At 36.6% G+C, this 17452-nt stretch carries 18 protein-coding genes and 1 tRNA gene; 1 reads left to right on the top strand and 18 read right to left on the bottom strand.

The window, feature by feature from the left end:
- The 11 genes from pcn to ACJROP_RS11860 all read right to left on the bottom strand — a co-directional run.
- On the bottom strand, positions 1-652 hold a 652-nt coding region (pcn, locus tag ACJROP_RS11810; RefSeq protein ID WP_406535662.1), incomplete at its 3' end, for a proliferating cell nuclear antigen (pcna).
- Positions 653-723: 71 nt separating this feature from the next.
- Positions 724-1497 carry a tryptophan synthase subunit alpha gene (gene trpA, locus ACJROP_RS11815; RefSeq protein ID WP_406535663.1) on the bottom strand — a complete coding sequence of 258 codons (774 nt, stop codon included), beginning with the start codon at positions 1495-1497 and terminating at the stop codon, positions 724-726.
- Complete coding sequence (trpB, locus tag ACJROP_RS11820; protein ID WP_406535664.1) at positions 1490-2674, bottom strand: tryptophan synthase subunit beta; 1185 nt, start codon at positions 2672-2674, stop codon at positions 1490-1492. The genes trpA and trpB overlap by 8 nt, the downstream gene beginning before the upstream one ends.
- Positions 2671-3270, bottom strand: a complete 600-nt coding sequence (locus ACJROP_RS11825) for a phosphoribosylanthranilate isomerase (protein WP_406535665.1) — start codon at positions 3268-3270, stop codon at positions 2671-2673. Before ACJROP_RS11825 ends, trpB begins: the two co-directional genes overlap by 4 nt.
- On the bottom strand, positions 3263-4039 hold the full coding sequence (trpC, locus tag ACJROP_RS11830) for an indole-3-glycerol phosphate synthase TrpC (RefSeq protein WP_406535666.1): 777 nt from the start codon (positions 4037-4039) through the stop codon (positions 3263-3265). The genes ACJROP_RS11825 and trpC overlap by 8 nt, the downstream gene beginning before the upstream one ends.
- A 5-nt stretch (positions 4040-4044) precedes the next feature.
- Positions 4045-5052: an anthranilate phosphoribosyltransferase gene (trpD, locus tag ACJROP_RS11835; protein WP_406535667.1), complete on the bottom strand. Its 1008-nt coding sequence runs from the start codon at positions 5050-5052 to the stop codon at positions 4045-4047.
- Positions 5049-5633 (bottom strand): anthranilate synthase component II, encoded by a 585-nt coding sequence (locus ACJROP_RS11840; protein WP_406535668.1) that lies wholly within the window; start codon positions 5631-5633, stop codon positions 5049-5051. The genes trpD and ACJROP_RS11840 overlap by 4 nt, the downstream gene beginning before the upstream one ends.
- Positions 5630-7126, bottom strand: coding sequence for an anthranilate synthase component I (gene trpE / locus ACJROP_RS11845; protein WP_406535669.1), 1497 nt, complete (start codon positions 7124-7126; stop codon positions 5630-5632). Before trpE ends, ACJROP_RS11840 begins: the two co-directional genes overlap by 4 nt.
- 101 nt (positions 7127-7227) lie before the next feature.
- Complete coding sequence (locus ACJROP_RS11850; RefSeq protein WP_406535670.1) at positions 7228-7629, bottom strand: hypothetical protein; 402 nt, start codon at positions 7627-7629, stop codon at positions 7228-7230.
- Between the two features lie 23 nt (positions 7630-7652).
- Entirely contained in the window at positions 7653-8324 is a 672-nt protein-coding gene (locus ACJROP_RS11855; protein WP_406535671.1) for a CPBP family intramembrane glutamic endopeptidase, read from the bottom strand.
- A 204-nt stretch (positions 8325-8528) separates the two neighbouring features.
- Positions 8529-8732, bottom strand: coding sequence for a helix-turn-helix transcriptional regulator (locus ACJROP_RS11860; RefSeq protein ID WP_406535672.1), 204 nt, complete (start codon positions 8730-8732; stop codon positions 8529-8531).
- A 156-nt stretch (positions 8733-8888) separates the two neighbouring features.
- Between ACJROP_RS11860 and purB the strand changes: the two genes are divergently transcribed.
- A complete protein-coding gene (gene purB, locus ACJROP_RS11865; RefSeq protein WP_406535673.1) occupies positions 8889-10238 on the top strand; it encodes an adenylosuccinate lyase in 1350 nt (449 codons plus the stop codon).
- Between the two features lie 35 nt (positions 10239-10273).
- On the opposite strand, the gene ACJROP_RS11870 is transcribed toward purB, so the two are convergent.
- The 7 genes from ACJROP_RS11870 to ACJROP_RS11900 all read right to left on the bottom strand — a co-directional run bounded on the left by ACJROP_RS11870 (position 10274) and on the right by ACJROP_RS11900 (position 17431).
- Positions 10274-12748 carry a heavy metal translocating P-type ATPase gene (locus ACJROP_RS11870; RefSeq protein ID WP_406535679.1) on the bottom strand — a complete coding sequence of 825 codons (2475 nt, stop codon included), beginning with the start codon at positions 12746-12748 and terminating at the stop codon, positions 10274-10276.
- Positions 12749-12838: 90 nt separating this feature from the next.
- Positions 12839-13630, bottom strand: coding sequence for a nitroreductase family protein (locus ACJROP_RS11875; RefSeq protein ID WP_406535674.1), 792 nt, complete (start codon positions 13628-13630; stop codon positions 12839-12841).
- Positions 13627-14841, bottom strand: a complete 1215-nt coding sequence (locus ACJROP_RS11880) for an amidohydrolase family protein (RefSeq protein WP_406535675.1) — start codon at positions 14839-14841, stop codon at positions 13627-13629. Before ACJROP_RS11880 ends, ACJROP_RS11875 begins: the two co-directional genes overlap by 4 nt.
- An 8-nt stretch (positions 14842-14849) precedes the next feature.
- Positions 14850-15239, bottom strand: a complete 390-nt coding sequence (locus tag ACJROP_RS11885; RefSeq protein WP_406535676.1) for a DUF126 domain-containing protein — start codon at positions 15237-15239, stop codon at positions 14850-14852.
- A 15-nt stretch (positions 15240-15254) separates the two neighbouring features.
- Positions 15255-16037, bottom strand: coding sequence for a zinc-ribbon domain-containing protein (locus tag ACJROP_RS11890; RefSeq protein WP_406535677.1), 783 nt, complete (start codon positions 16035-16037; stop codon positions 15255-15257).
- Between the two features lie 42 nt (positions 16038-16079).
- Complete coding sequence (gene truD, locus ACJROP_RS11895; protein ID WP_406535678.1) at positions 16080-17336, bottom strand: tRNA pseudouridine(13) synthase TruD; 1257 nt, start codon at positions 17334-17336, stop codon at positions 16080-16082.
- A gap of 21 nt (positions 17337-17357) precedes the next feature.
- A tRNA-Arg gene (locus ACJROP_RS11900) sits at positions 17358-17431 on the bottom strand.
- Between the last annotated feature and the right edge of the window lie 21 nt (positions 17432-17452).

Here is a 17452-nt window from a genome sequence, read left to right on the forward strand (position 1 = left end):
GCATATCAGTACCTAAACTAATTTCAGCTTCCTCTGAAAATTTATCTGCTTTAAGCATTTCTCTAATCTTATCCAATGAGAATAAAGATTTTGCATGTTCTTGGATATTTTCTCCATGAAGATATTTGATGCTTGCATCACCGAATTCACCATCTGCAGATGCAATGAAGTAATCTTCATCAACTTGCAAAGCAATCTTATCAGAGAAGATATCGATATCGTTAATACAATCTTTTAAGATTGAGAAACGTACTTTAAAGTTGGTTGGGTGATCAATTTGAGGTGGAACAGGGTTATCGTATTCCATGTCAATTAATCTTATTTTGAAAGTTCTTGTAGCATCTCCTTCAAAGGTAATGATGAAATTACCTTCATCTACTGACATTAATACTCTGTCCTGTGATTTGGCTCTTTTAAGAACTCTCATAAACTCATCAGTATCAATATTAATCTTTTCTGGAACATCACAAATATATTCATCGAATAAACTAGATTTAAGTTCTAAATGAACGAAAGTTATGTGACTACGGTCTAAGGCATCTAATCTCATGCCTTCACTGTCAGTTTGAATTTGTACTTCATCAACAATTGATGAAATAGCATCAAAACTTGTTTTTAATATACTAGAATCACTTAATTCTGCTTTAAACATAAATAATCCTCTAATCAATAATGTATTTATATTTATTTTTTATATATAATAAATTTATCTTTTTAACATGTTCAGTCCATGCATGCCCTTTTCATGCTTGAAACATATTCTTTTAAAGCATCGCTAGCATCCTCTCCATGTTCCTCTATTATTTTTACGATGGCACTACCGACGATAACACCATCAGCGATTTTGGAGATGTCAGATGCCTGTTGAGGAGTATTTATACCAAAACCGACAGCAAGAGGCAAATCGGTTACTTCACGAATGTCTGATAGGATTGCATTCAAATCAGTTTTGATTTCGGAACGCATCCCAGTAACGCCTAATGATGAGACTACATAAATGAAACCGGTTGCATCACTGGCTATCATCTTAATTCTCTCACTTGAAGTTGGAGCAATCAATGAAATGACATCAACATCATTTGAAAGGGCAATGTCTGCGATTTCCCCTTTTTCCTCATACGGCAAATCTGGAGATATGATTCCATCAATTCCTAATTCAGCGCATTTCTTAAAGAATTTTTCATATCCATAAAAGAAAACCGGGTTAATGTAAGTTAAGAATACTAAAGGAATATCTGTTTTTTCACGGACTCTTCTGACAATGTCAAATACGTCATCAGTTGTAGTGTTGTGTTTCAGTGCCCTTACATTAGCATCCTGGATTACAACACCTTCAGCCATCGGATCTGAAAATGGAATGCCTATTTCAATCAAATCGCAGCCTGCCTCTTCCATGGCCAATATATATTCAACGGTTTTATCAATTGTAGGGTCGCCTGCAGTTAAAAATCCGATGAATGCAGTTCCGTCTTTAAATGCATTAGCTATTTTACTCATTTAACTCAACTCCTCTGTATTCTGCAATTGATTTAACATCCTTATCGCCTCTTCCGGATAGACAAATCATTATGATTTCATCCTTATCCATTTGCGGAGCCAATTTCATTGCGTGAGCAACTGCATGTGCACTTTCAATTGCAGGAATGATTCCTTCCATTCTTGACAGATATTCAAATGCCTCAACCGCTTCTTCATCGGTTATCGGAACATATTCTGCTCTGCCAGTATCCCTCAAATAAGCGTGTTCCGGCCCGACACCTGGATAGTCAAGGCCTGCTGAAACGGAGTATACCGGAGCAATCTGTCCGTATTCCCCTTGGCTGAAAATTGATTTCATACCATGGAATATTCCAATCTGTCCGTTGGTTAAAGCGGCTGCATTATATGGCGTATCAACACCTTTTCCACCGGCTTCACAGCCAATCAGCTTAACGTCTTCATCTTCAATGAAGTTATAGAAAGCACCCATTGCATTACTTCCGCCCCCAACACATGCGATTACTGCATCGGGAAGTTTTCCTTCTTTTTCAAGGAACTGCTCACGGGCTTCAGCACTGATGACTGACTGGAAATCACGAACAATCATCGGGAATGGGTGAGGTCCCATTGTGGAACCTATTACATAATTAGTGTCATGAACACGAGCAATCCAATCTCTGAATGCATCGTTTACTGCATCCTTTAATGTTTGTGTTCCGGATTTGACTGAGTGTACCTTTGCACCCAACAATTCCATCCTATAAACGTTCAATGCCTGACGTTGGGTGTCGACTTCACCCATAAACACTTCACATTCCATGTCCAAAAGTGCAGCGGCTGTGGCTGTAGCAACTCCATGTTGGCCAGCGCCGGTTTCTGCAATTACCCTTGTTTTTCCCATTTTTTTAGCAAGCAAAACCTGGCCTAAAACATTATTGATTTTATGAGCTCCAGTGTGGTTTAAATCTTCACGTTTTAAATAGATTTTAGCTCCGCCAAGGTCTTCTGTCATTCTTTTAGCATAATACAATAAAGATGGCCTTCCAGCATATTCCTTCAGTAATGTGTTGAGCTCTTCTACGAATTCGGGATCATTCATATAATGATTGTACTGTTCTTCCAAGTAGAGCAACTCGTTCATCAATGTTTCAGATATGTATTGACCACCATACTCACCATATCTTCCGTTATTCACCTTATAACCTCCATTATTTCTTTAATTTTATTTTCATCCTTATATCCTTCAGTCTCAAGACTGGAACTTAAATCCACAGCATATGGTTTAAATTCCTCAATTGCCTGGCAGATGTTTGAAGCGTCCAATCCACCAGCCAAGAAAAACTCTTTTTTTAAATTTTTACTAATCAAACGCCAGTCAAAAGTTTTTCCGCTGCCTTTGCCACTATCCAAAAGCAAAAAATCGGCTTGCGTATCCGCATAGATATCCAAATCAACTTCTTCTGACATTTCTATTGCATTTATAATCTTCAATTTGTTATCGGTTTTATCTTTTAAGCCGATAATGTAATCTTCATTTTCGCTTCCATGAAGCTGCGCCACATCAATAATTCCATTGTCAAACAATTCCAATATTTCATCTTGGCCGGCATCGACAAAAACGCCAACTGAAACAATGTCTGAATCCAAATTGTCCTTTAATTCGCTAGCCAATTCATGTGAAACTTTTCTTTTACTGTCTGCGAATACAAAACCTACATAATCAGGTTTGTACTTATTTACGAGTTCAATATCCTCCAATCTTTTAAGTCCGCAGATTTTAATTTTAACCATTTTTCAACTCCGAAATCATAGTCTTCTTATCATCACATTTCATTAAAGTTTCGCCTATTAAAACTGCATCGACATCATTTTCTTTTAATCTGGCAACATCTTCTTTTGTTTTAATGCCACTTTCTGAAATAAATATGACATCTCCACCAACACATCTACGTAAACTGATACTATTTTCAATATCTACAGTAAAATCATTTAAATTTCTGTTATTGACTCCGATGATTTCAGCACCGACATTAACTGCAGTTGTGATTTCACTACCGTCATGGGTCTCTACAATGGCTGAAAGGCCCAAATCATGTGCCAAATCCAAAAATTTCTTTAATGTTGCAATATCCAAAATGGAAACAATCAACAAAACCGCTGATGCTCCAAGCAGTTTCGCTTCCCAAATCATGTACTCATCAATTACAAAATCCTTTCTCAAAATGGGGATAGAAACATTCTCTGCAATTTCTTTGAGATAATCATTAGATCCTTTAAAGAAGTAAGGTTCTGTTAAAACTGAAATTGCACTGGCCCCTGCAGCTTCATACTCTTTTGCAATAGCCACATAGTCAAAATCCTCAGCAATCAATCCTTTTGAAGGGGATGCCCTTTTAACCTCAGCAATAATTGAAATACCATCTTCACTTAATGCCTTTTTAAACGGAAATTCATCAGAAATTTCCAATGATTCGACTTCATTTTTAAGTTCATCCAACGGAACAATTTCTTTAGCCTGTTCAATTCTTTCTTTGGTTTTTTCTACAATTTCATCTAACATAATAATCAGCTATTTGTAAATTCAATGAATTTTTCAAGTTGTTCTAATGCTTTTCCGGAATCAATGATATCCGCTGCCAAAGCAACGCCTTCCCTTAATGATTCGACTTTGCCTGCAACATATAATCCTGCAGCAGAATTCAGTAAAACCGCATTTCTTTTTGGTCCTTTTTCACCATTCAATATTGATAATGTGATTTCTGCATTTTCCTTTGCATCTCCACCTATCAAATCTTCTTTGGATGCCAATTCCATGCCAAAAAGATCCGGAGAAATTTCATAGGACATGGTTTTGCCGTCCTTAAGCTCACATACGAAAGTCTTGTCGCTGGCAGAAATCTCATCCATTCCGTCCAATCCATAAACTGATAGTGCAGAGCTGACTCCCAAGTTTTTAAGTACATCAATCAAAGGTTCGACCAATTCCTTTTCATAAACCCCCAAAACTTGCATTGTAGCTCCGGCAGGATTTGTTAGAGGTCCTAAAATATTGAATATGGTTCTGATTGAAAGTTCCTTGCGCACACTTGCAACATATTTCATAGACAGATGATAGTTTTGGGCAAACAGGAAACATAAATTTATTTCATCCAAACATTTCAAACTTTTTTCAGGCTCTATGTAAATGTTAACTCCCAATGCTTCCAATACATCTGCAGCACCGCATTTGCTTGATGCTGACCTGTTTCCGTGCTTTGCAACAGGCACCCCTGCAGCTGAAATAACAATTGATGATGTTGTTGAAATATTGAAGGTGTTTGAACCGTCTCCACCGGTTCCGACTATTTCCAATACTTCCTTGTCATTCAATAGCCTTACACAGTGAGCCCTCATTGCTTCGGCTGACGCTGTGATTTCTTCAATGGTCTCTCCTTTCATGGACATTGCTGTCAAGTAAGCGCTCATCTGGACTTCACTTGCTTCACCACTCATGATTTCGTCCATTGTCTGATATGCTTCGTCATAAGTTAAGTCTTCATTTTTATAAACTTTTAGAATAGCTTCTTTAATCATAATATCCCTTTTTCAACTTTTTCTGCAAAATTTCTTATAATTGTCAAACCGTCAGGTGTTAATATTGATTCCGGGTGGAACTGCAAGCCATAAACATTATAATCCTTATGTTTGACGGCCATTATCTCCCTATCATCTTTAGACCTTGAAATAATCTCAAGACATTCCGGAAGAGTGTCCTTAACCAAACTCAAGGAATGGTATCTTCCGACTGTTATTTCACTTGGAAGACCTTTAAAGATGAAATCATAATCCAGAGAAACCTTTGAAGATTTGCCGTGCATCAATCTTTTGGCGTGGGAAATTTCACCTCCAAAAGCAGCGCAAATTGCTTGATGGCCTAAACAAACTCCTAAAATTGGAATCTTATCATGGAATTCCTTTACGATATCAATACAGATTCCTGCATTTTCCGGTTTTCCAGGTCCGGGCGACAATATGATGCATTCCGGATTTAGAGATCTTATCTCTTCAATAGTGATCTTATCATTTCTATAAACTTGAATATCTGGGTTTACCTCACCCACCAATTGGAACAGATTATATGAAAAACTGTCATAGTTATCGATTAAAAGAATCATTCAATCCCCCCATCAGCGATTTCCAATGCATTAATGACTGCGGCGGCCTTGTTTAAGCATTCGTCAAATTCCTTCTCAGGTACGCTATCTGCAACAATTCCCGCTCCGGAACGGATGAATACCTTGTTGTTTCGAGCAAATGCTATCCTGATTGAAATGCATGTGTCAATGTTTCCGCTTAAATCGACATACCCGATAGCTCCACCGTATATTCCTCTTTTGTTGTCTTCCAGCTCATTGATAATTTCACATGCCCTTATTTTTGGAGCTCCTGATAATGTTCCCGCCGGCAGAATTGAATCAATAGCTGAAAGGGAATCCAAATCACTTCTTAAGGTTCCGGTTACAGTAGATCCGATATGCATCACATGTGAAAATCTCTCGATTGAGAGATATTTATCAACTTTTACAGACCCTATCTCTGCAATTCTTCCAATGTCATTTCTTCCCAAATCAACAAGCATGTTATGCTCAGCCAATTCCTTTTCATCAGCCAATAATTCTTCTTCTAGCTTTAAATCCTCTTCATCTGTTTTTCCGCGAGGCCTGGTTCCTGCAAGCGGAAATGTGTATAACTTATTATCGTTCAGCTTGACCAGGGTTTCGGGAGAGGCTCCTGCGATTTCAATGTCATTGCTTGAGAAGTAAAACATGTACGGAGAAGGATTTGTTGTTCTCAAAACCCTATAAGTGTCAAACAGGCTTCCGGAAATGTCGGCTTCGATTCTGTTTGATAAAACAACCTGGAAAATATCCCCTTCGCGAATATAGTGCTTTGCCCTCTCAACCATATTGCAATATTTTTCACGTGAAAATGCCGGTTTGAAATCGGATTTCAGCTCAAGAGGTTCGATTTCTGCTTTTTTGCCTGTCTTGATTAAACTAGCGATTTCAACCAAATCATCACAAGCCTTTTTATAGTTGTTTTCCAAATCATCGGTTTTAATGTTTACGATGATGACAATCTTCTGTTTGAAATTATCAAATGCTATAACCTTATCAAAAAGCATCAGGTCAATGTCCTTGAACTGGTCTTGATTTTCTGCATCCAGATTAAGGGAAGGTTCCGCATATTTGATGTAGTCATATGCGAAATATCCTACAAAACCGCCTGTAAAAGGAGGTAAATGTTCCAATTTAGGTGATTTGTTCTTTTTTACCAAATCTTTAATGATTTCTCCGGGATTAGTGGTTTCAATAACTACCTCCTCATCAGTAAGCTCATTAAAATCCTTATCTCCCTTTATGGTGACAATTCCGTTTTGACAAGTGAACTCCAAAAGCGGATCATATCCTAAAAAACTGTATCTTCCCCATTTTTGTGAATCTTCGACACTCTCTAACATGTAAGCATGGTCACTAATACCTTTTAAAATTCTTAAAACTTCGATAGGAGTAGCTATATCTGAAAATAATTCATAAGATATAGGTATTCGCTTATACTCCGTATCCTTTCCAATTTCCATAACATCTTCTAAACTTGGGGAAAACATGATTATCACACTTTTCATTTACTATAATATAGTTAGTACAATGTACTATTTAAAACCTTGTTGTAACAATTTGTACATTAATGTTACTTTTAAAAAAAAGATTAATACATTTTGTCCTGTTCTTTGCTAAATTGAATAACAATTTTTTTAATTTCTCTGCTTTCCAGATATGGAAGTTTTTCAGTTATTTCCCTTTCCAAATCCTTATTTAACTGAAGCCTTTTTTCAGCGTATTCTTCACCTTCAAATTCACTGCGATATTGCTTGTTTAAGTTAGAATATTTGGTAATCAAAGGTTGAAGAACAGTGGAAATGTCCTTATCAAGCTGGTCATTGATAATCTTCTGTTTTCTAACGCCATCGACAAAACCGATGACAGTAATTAAAAAACCTAAAACTGTTACTGTTAAAGCAGGAACAAACAATTTGCTATCATCAATAAAGACAATAGTAAAAACAATGCCTATTAGTATCAAAAAAATACCGATTTTTTTCAAATCCATGATAAGATATCTATAATTCCCTATTATTTAATTTTATTTAATTCTTTTACAATCATATAAATAATCAAAGCAAATGAAACGACAGCCAAAACTGACACGGCAAAAATGACAATGCCGTTTGTAAATAACATGTTTGTCTTATCCACAATGACAATGGATTCCGCCAATAGATTGTTTAAGAAATGTGCAAAGATCGGAACAAGGATATTATCTGTCTTTAAATACAGAATTGCCATGCAGATTGCAAATATGAATGCTGCAATGATACTTCCGTAACTATGCATGGACGCAAACAATAATGAAGTAACCAGCACTGAAAATAATGTCGGCATGATTATTTTGAATCTGTTTAATAAAACTCCCCTAAAAATCAACTCTTCACAAATCGGAGAGACAAACACCGTTGCAATAAAGCTTCCAACTGCAATGAGTGAATTGTTCAGATATGTTGAGGATAACTGAAAATTAAACAATGACCCGATAGCTGGAAATGCATTCAAAATAAAATTGGACAAATAGAGAAGTCCATAAGAGAGAAAAATGTTCAATACGACAATTACAAATATTGACTTTAATGATACTTTTGAAAAAACACTGCTTAAATCCTCTTTGAAACTTGAAAAGCAATCTTTGAGCTTGTAAACAAAATAAAGCAGGATAAATACATAAATCCATACTGAACTTATATTAACCATACTGAAATTATTAATCAAAAATTGAATCAAAAAAAGAATGATAATGACTGGTAATAACTCTTTTAAAGTAATAGTTTTAAGTTTTTCGTTAAATAAAGACATTTTATCAAAAAAAAATAAAATTTAGATACTCCACACTAATTAATCAAAATCAGCAGTATATTAATCCAGCCATTCTTTTAAATTTATAAACCAACAGTTCATCTAATCATCTTCACTGAAGATAAAAACATCTTCAATTGAATCTTTACCCAAAATTTTGGATATATGATAGGCCAATAATAAGGAAGGGTTATAACGGGCATTTTCTAAAGCATTAATTGTTTGACGAGTCACACCAGCCAAATCGGCAAGCTGTTGTTGAGTTATGCCTTTTTCCTGGCGAAACTGTCGGATATTCGTTTCCATATAATCACCTATTATTTGAGATAATAGTGTTTATTAGTTTAATAATAAACCAATATAAATGTTTCTTATAATTACTTAAAATATAAAAATATTGAACGATAAAATAATAATGTATATTTAAATTAATGATTAATAATTTATGAGAGTTGATAAAATATGGCTATACACCCTATTGAATTCAGATATGGGACCCCAGAAATGAAAAGCATTTGGGAAGAAGAAAATAAACTGCAAAGAATGCTGGATGTAGAATCTGCATTGGCCCAAGCAGAAGGAAAGCTTGGAATAATTCCACAAGAAGTGGCTGACGAAATTGCAGCAAAAGCAAATACAAAATACGTGAAATTGGAAAGAGTAAAAGCTATTGAAGCAGAAACAAATCACGATATTGCTGCATTATCCAAAGGAATTACAGAAGTATGTGAAAACGGTGCAGGAGAATACGTTCACTTTGGAGCTACATCAAACGACATTGTCGACAGTTCAAATTCATTGCTTATTCGTGACTCAATAGAAGTATTGAAAGAAAAATTGGAAAGACTAACCAAAATAATGCTTGACCTTGCAAAGGAAAACAAAATGAAAGTGTGCATTGGACGTACACACGGACAACACGCACTTCCAACAACCTACGGAATGAAATTCGGACTATGGGCTGACGAACTCCACAGACAATATGACAGACTGCAACATGCTGAAAATAATGTCTGCATTGGAATGATGGACGGGGCAGTAGGAACCACCGCAGCATTAGGAGAACAAGGTTGGGAAATCCACAAAAGCGTTGCAGAAATCTTAGGACTTCCTGCAGCTACAATAACAAACCAAGTAGTTCAAAGAGACAACCATGTTGAGTTCATAAGTGTTTTAGCCAATATTGCAAGTACATTAGACAAAATCGCATTAGAAATCAGAAGTTTGCAAAGAACTGAAATTATGGAAGTGGGAGAGTACTTCGATCCTGAAAAGCAAGTGGGCAGCAGCACAATGCCTCACAAAATGAACCCCATTACCGCTGAAAGGATCTGCGGTGTTGCAAGAATCGTAAAATCATATGTAAATGCGGCTTTAGACAACAACCCTCTCTGGCATGAAAGAGACTTGACCAATTCATCATGTGAAAGAATCATGTTTCCAGAAAGCTGTATCTTAACCGACTACATCTTGAACTTGACCATCAAATTGATGAGCAACTTAGTATTCTACGATGAAAATATCGAAAGAAACTTGAACTTGACCAACGGTTTAATCATGGCTGAAAGGCTAATGGCTGAACTTACCCGTGCAGGAATGGGAAAACAGACTGCATACGGAATCGTGAGAAAAAACGCCATTAAAGCAAATAAGGAAAAACTACTACTCGGCGAGTTAATATTGGAAGACGAAGAAGTTCAAAAATACTTGACTCAAGAAGACGTAGACAAAATCATGGATCCACATACCTATATCGGATCAATACCAACCATTATCGATGAATTGCTCGAAAAGTCAGAAAGTTGGTTTTAACTTTAAAAAATAGAATTAATTGATTTTTAAATCAATTAATTTTTGCTTTTTCTTTTTATTTCAGGAACATATCTCTTAAGCATCAATGAAAGGGATATGACTGTTACAGAACTCAATGCCATAGCCAAACCCGCTAATGCCGGCTTAAATGTTATTCCAAAAGTAGGGTATAGAACACCAGCTGCAATCGGGATTAGAATACTGTTGTATGCAAATGCCCAAAAAATGTTTTCCTTGATTCTGCGCATTACCTTTTTAGAGAATTGCACTGCAGCAACGACATTTTCCAAATCGCCTTCCATTACAACAATATCGCCGCTTTCCATAGCGATATCAGTACCATTGCCCATAGCCACGCCAATATCCGCTTGTGTGAGTGCAGGAGCATCGTTGATTCCGTCTCCGACAAACAAGACCTTTTTAGTATTGTTTGCTTGAGTTTCCTTAACAATGTCCAATTTGTTTTCCGGAAGAATTCCTGCTTTGACATTGTCAATTCCTACTTCGCGTGCAACTGTGAGGGCAGTGGACTCATTATCTCCAGTCAGCATATAGGTTTCAACACCCATTTTATGCAACTCATCAATAGCTCTTTTGGAATTTGCTTTGATTTTATCGGATAAACTTAAAATACCGACAACTGCCTTATCTTTTGCTATGAAAATGATTGTTTTGGATAGCTTTTCCAGCTCATGATATTTATCAACCAAATCCTTTGAAACTTTAATATCCTGAGATTCCATTAAAGCCAGATTACCGGCTGAAACTTCACTGCCGTTCAACTCGGCTTTCAGGCCCTTACCTGTCACATTTTCAAAACTGGACGTGGAATCCAAATCAATATTTAGCTCTTTAGCTTTATTTACAATAGCTTTAGCGATTGGGTGGTTGGAATTTTGCTCAACACTGGCTGCCAGTTTTATCAATTCTTCATCCGAAATTCCATATGAGATAACATCATCGACTTCAGGCTTTCCTTCCGTTATTGTACCTGTCTTATCGAATGCAGCCACATCAATCTGGCCTGCATTTTCCAAGGTATCTCCGTTTTTAATTAAGATACCATATTCTGCTGCCCTTCCGACACCTACGGTAACTGCTGTTGGAGTTGCAAGACCCAATGCACATGGACAGGCCACAACTAAAATTGAAATCAGACAAGTGAGTGAGAACAGCAAGGAAGCGCCCAATACAAAATACCATATCAAAAATACTACAATGGCTATTGTCAGAATTACTGGAATGAAGTAAGATACAATCGTATTTGCGAATTTTTGAACCGGCGGTCTTGAGGATTGCGCCTTTTCAACCAAACGAATAATGTTTGAAAGCACAGTCTCTTTTCCAATCTTTTTGGCTTTAATATATAAGACTCCATCCTGATTAATGGTTCCAGCAAATACCTCTTCACCGTCTTTTTTAACCTTAGGAATCGGTTCTCCGTTAATCATTGATTCATCAACGTAAGACTCTCCGCCAACGACATCACCATCAACAGGGATTTTTTCGCCAGGCTTTACCAAAAGCAAATCATCCACAACAATGTCTGCTATTGAAACTTCCTTTTGAGAGGTTATTTCGCCGTTTTCACCAATTTCAATAGCTGTTGCAACAGTCGGCTGAAGGCCCATCAGCTCACGGATTGAATCTGAAGTTCTCTTTTTGGCTCTTGCTTCAAGATATCTTCCAATCATTAAAAATGAAGGAAGCATTACAGCTGAATCGTAAAACATGAAAGAATGGTCAAGAACTATATGGAATGTTCCAAAGATACTTGATATATATGCAACTAGAATACCCATTGAGTACATTACATCCATATTGAGGTTTTTATGCATCAATCCGTTGATTCCTGCTTTTAAAATCGGTAATGACACATATAAGAACGGTGCAATACTTACAATCAATGATAGCAATCCCATTGAAGAAATGTTCAAACCGGTTGCCTGATTGATTGAGCCGACAACACCCATTAGAGGATCCCATCCGCTGAACATCAAAATCATTAAAATGACTGAGAAAATCAAACCTACAATAATCCTATTGCGTTTTTCTTTCAAGTCCTGTTGGTAAATTGCCTCTTCATCGATTTCTGTTTGGCCTTCAACCCCCAGAAGTTCAAATCCCAAAGATGTGATGATCTCATCAATCTCATCCAATGTAACTTTGGATGAATCATACCTTATCCTTGCGGATTGGGAAGTCAAATCTGCCTTAACGTCAAAAATACCGTCCAATCTAATTAAAAAATTCTCAACATTCATTGTACATGACGCACAGTGCATTCCTTGAATCCTTATTGTCATTTCGTCTGAGTGAAGATCAAAACCGAGATTTTTGACCAACCTTTCGATTTCCTCGTAAGACATCTTTTTTGTATCGACAGTAATATGGAGTTTATTTGCTGCAAGGTCTGCATCCACTTCCTCTACACCTTCAATTTTGCCAAATGTTTTGTTTACACTCAATACACATGATGCACAGTGCATTCCTTCAATCGGCAAATCCATATGTTTATGTTTCACTTGATATCACAACTGTTATTTTATAAAAATAGTATTGCTTTTAAATATTATAAAATTGTAGGTTTTACTAATAAATTATCTATAGCTGACTTGAATATCTTTGTGAGGAATTGTTCTTCTAAACCTCTTTTTTGGATATCCTATTATAAAAGAAGAGTACATATGCTTATTCTTGTCAATTTCCGGGAAAAATTCCATTAACCTGTCATGGCCAATTTCATCAGCTTTTAGAATAAACAATGAATAAAACCCTCCTAGTCCTAAAGAATAAGCAAGCAATTCCAGACGGGTATTGGCTATGACTGCACTTGTTTTATCAGTTGAAAATGTTAAAATCAGTTGTTTTCCTTCCCAAAGCAATGGATGAAATTCTTTAGTTGCATTGTCTTTCAAATAATTGCCAAATTCTTTGATTCTGAAGAATTTTTCTTCTTCAACTTTTATTATATCATAAACAAGTTCCATGAATTCATCTAACTCTTCATCTAAAACTACAAATTCAACATCCTGTTCATTTTGTGCAGATGGTGAATAATAAGCACCCTCAAATAATTTATCAAAAGTAGCTTCATCAATTTTTTTCTTCTTAAACCAGCGAATAGATCTTCTTTGTTTTAAAAATTGAAGAAAATCATCATATCCCACTGGAATTTCATGGGGATTATATTCAGCAATTCTATCCTCATGGCCTTCAAAAGCTTTGAGAGTTATCGCACCAACTTTGCAGATGGCCATGCAATGCCCACATTCAAAACAGTTGCTCCCCGTTTCAACGGCAAAATCATCTACAACAATATTGTCTCTAATGCAAACTTGAGCGCATTGCCCACATGCCGTACATGACTCTTCATCAATGATTAGTTTCATTTAACTAAATCTCCATCTTGGAAAACATTTAAAATATTGTCATTATCACTTAAAACAGAAACATCATCCAAAGGATTGGAATTAACTAAAATCAAATCAGCAACATAGTTTTCTTTAACTTCGCCCAAGTTATCTTTTCCTAAAAATTCGGCTGCTTTAACTGTTCCTGCAGCAATTGCCTCATCTGCAGACATTCCAATATCTGTTAAGTGCACTAACTCCTCCAAATTATGACCATGAGGGATGACACCGCTGTCAGTTCCCATCAAGATATTGACACCTTGCTCGTAGGCAACTGATATGTTTTCCTTGTGAACTTTAACAATTTCCTTTAGTTTTTGAGTTTTTTCTTCCGCATAACTATCCCAAACTGGAAAACCGCTTTTAGCTAAGAATTGATGAACCAAAAGTGTTGGAACCAAACTGACATTCTTTTTAACCATCTTGCAAGCGGTTTTCTTATCAATGAATGTCCCATGCTCAATTGAACTGAATCCTGCATCAATGCAATTGTTCATTCCTTTCAAACTGTGACAGTGAGCTGAAACTTTCATGTCACTGGCACAGGCTTCACATACAATTGTCTTCAATTCTTTCTTGTTGAATTGCGCAAATTCGGGAGACGTGTTTGTAGTCAAAACACCTCCACTGCACATTACCTTAATAAAATCAGCACCTGCCCGTTTAACTTCACGGGTCTTTTTCAATACCTCTTCAATACCGTCGCATCTTCCTTTAGGAAACCCTGGATAGATTATCTCCATATCCCATCCGGAAGGCAGGAATAAGTCAAAATGACCTCCAGTCATGACTAAAGGAGTAATTGACAAATGAATTTTAGGAGCGATGAAAAGTTTTCTTTGCTGAGCCAATTTGAAACTTAAATCTGCAGATCCGCAATCCCTAATTGTTGTAACACCCGCATTGATTGTCTGTAGTGCATGAGGAACCGCATTGTAGAAATGAATCCCCAGTGGATTTGCCATGTTTTCCTCCTTATGGAAACCTTTTGCAAAAATATGCGTATGGCAATCGATGAATCCCGGAAGCAGGTAATTATCATCACCTTCAATGACTTTAACATCTTCTTTAGCAGATATTTTACCTGATGAGATTTCCTTAATGGTTTTACCTTCAATCAATACATTCTGATGAGTTTTTATATCCTCTAAAGGATTGATAATGTTTACATTTTCAATTAGAGTTTGCATTTTAATCACTACAATATTTCAATTGTTCCGTTGTCTCCATCAACTTCCACTAAAGCACCGGTTATCAAATCTTTAGTTTCGGAAGGTGAATCCACCATCGGAATATCGGACATTATTGCACCAGTAGCTATAATCGGTTCCGCATTTAGGCAGATTATCGCCTTTGGAGCAGTATTGTTCTTCATCATTTGGAAAATTACATAAGACCCAACAGTTGAACCTTTACCACCAGGAATGAATAACACTTTATCTTTTATGCATTCACCTTTCAATTCATGAGTAGGATCTATAATTATGCCTGTTTCAGGATTAACCCCACCTAAAAAGCTAATGGGTTCGGATGAAACAATCAATTCCCCTTTTGCTTTTCCTTTTGCAATATTTCTACATTCAATCATAAAATCACTTAAAACTTAGAATAACTTATCTTCAACGAATTCTCCTCTGTTGATAGCTTCAGTTGATTTAATAGAATCAACTAAAGCCCAGATCCATACGATAAGAGCTAAAACAAATCCGATTAGTATAAATACAAGAATCCATGAAACTATATAAGCAATAATAAATGAAATTCCTTTTTTATTTAATCCAAGATATAGATGACCTAAACCTGGGAATAAAAAGCTTAAAATTGCTGATAACAGCACATTCTTCTCCTCAGATGAACGAACATTAGCTACTCTAACCCCACAATGAGGACAGATTTCAGCGTTAATGTCTATTTTTTTACCGCAATTTTGACAGAATTTGGATTGTGGTTTTTCTTCTTTCACGAACTTATAACCACATTCAGGACAAAATACTGCTTCTGGAGGAACTTCTGTTCCACATTTTGTGCAGAATTTGGTCTTAACATTAACTTTAATTTGTTCTTCAGTAGCAGTTTCTTCTCCAACTGCTTCCTCTTCCACAGCCTCTTCTACAGAATCTTCAGCTGATTCTTCCTCAACAGCTTCTTCCACTGTTTCTTCTTCAGCAGGAACATCAACCGGTTTTTCTTCGACTGATTCTTCTACTGTTTCTTCTTCAACTACTTCTTCTACAGGCTCTTCTGTTGATTCCTCTTCAACAGGAATTTCAACTTTCTTTTCAACTTCTTCGCTAACAACTTCATCAACTTCTGGAAGACGAGAACCACAATTTGAACAGAATTTAGCGTCTTTTACTTCTTTTCCACAATCTGGACAAATTACCATTTTAACACCACATATTCATTTTATCCTTTGAAATATAAAAATTTAAACAACATCCTTTTTCATCACTTCTCTTAAAACTGCAGTAGCGTAAGATCCCTTATTTATTGAAAATTCACACATTACCCCATCATCTGTTGGAGTTGCGGATGCATCCCACACCTGGAATCTCATTGAACGCCTGAGGCCATGGCTTCCCAAACGTGGCATTTTCGGAACTTCAAAATCGGCTTTTGTTATATTATAATGTCTTAAGACATTTTCTTCCATTTCACCAACCTTGCCTCCGGCAAATGGAACTTTAGTTCCGAATAACGGACAGGTCGGGTCGGCTTGAAAATTATCGATTAACTCTTGGTACTCTTCAGGAGTCTTGTCACGAACAATGTTTTCTTCGGTGTCAATGACAATGTCTCCTTCAATGTATTTGTTAATTCCCATTTCAACCCTGTTGCTTACCGCTTCGTTAAATAAGTAAGATTGATAGGCATGTACAAACATTCTCTGAAGCGGCTTTGGAAGTGCATGCAATGCATTCATGTATGACTTATCGCTCAATTCGCCTTTTTTAGAATCCCTTATCAGTTCCTTAATCATCATCTTTTCATATCTCATTCCCTTGCCCATCAGATTAAGAGACTCTTCGAGGTTTCCCTCATCATATGCCTGTCTTGCCATTTTATTGTCTTCGGCCTCATCGTCCAAAGGATTTCCAATATAAGTGCTGACAGCCTTTTCCAAATCATTTTCAACAAGTGCCTCTCCAACCAAGTGAGTTATTGTTCTAGGCTTTCCGAATCTTTGCCAACCGAAGTAATTGGGAACTCCTGTCACTTCAAGTTCCTTTAAAACCTCATTTGCGATATCTGCACTTTCTTGGATATCATCCAAATCCTTAATGAGGATTTTGAATTTATTTCCTTTAAGCTGCCCCATTCTGAGCTTTTTGCGACCACGGACAACCTTTAAAAAATCAGTCTTATAAATATCCAGATTCTCAACCTGCTTGAATTGCTCTTCGGAATCCATGTTGGCTATGCAAATCCATTGACGAGTAATGGCTTTCTTGTCTTTCATTCCCGCAAAGCCCATTCTCTTACGGGAGATGTGCAAATCACGGGCAATGTCTAAAACAACATCCAAAGTAGTTCTTCCTATCTTTTCAATCCACACATAAACGTTTGGACCTTCGCCTGTCGGAATGATTTCTGGAATTTCTTCAACATAAAAGTCTTCATATTGGTTTCTGATTGTTCCACCAATACCTTTCTGAGCTGTAACATAAGTATTAGCATTCAACATAATAATCACGGAAAATTACAGTGCCCTGGCCGGGATTTGAACCCGGGGAATGGGATCCGCAGTCCCATGTGTTATCCAAACTACACCACCAGGGCTAAACAAAATAAGATAACATT

Source organism: Methanobrevibacter sp. (assembly GCF_045220775.1).
In the GTDB taxonomy this organism is placed as follows: domain Archaea; phylum Methanobacteriota; class Methanobacteria; order Methanobacteriales; family Methanobacteriaceae; genus Methanocatella.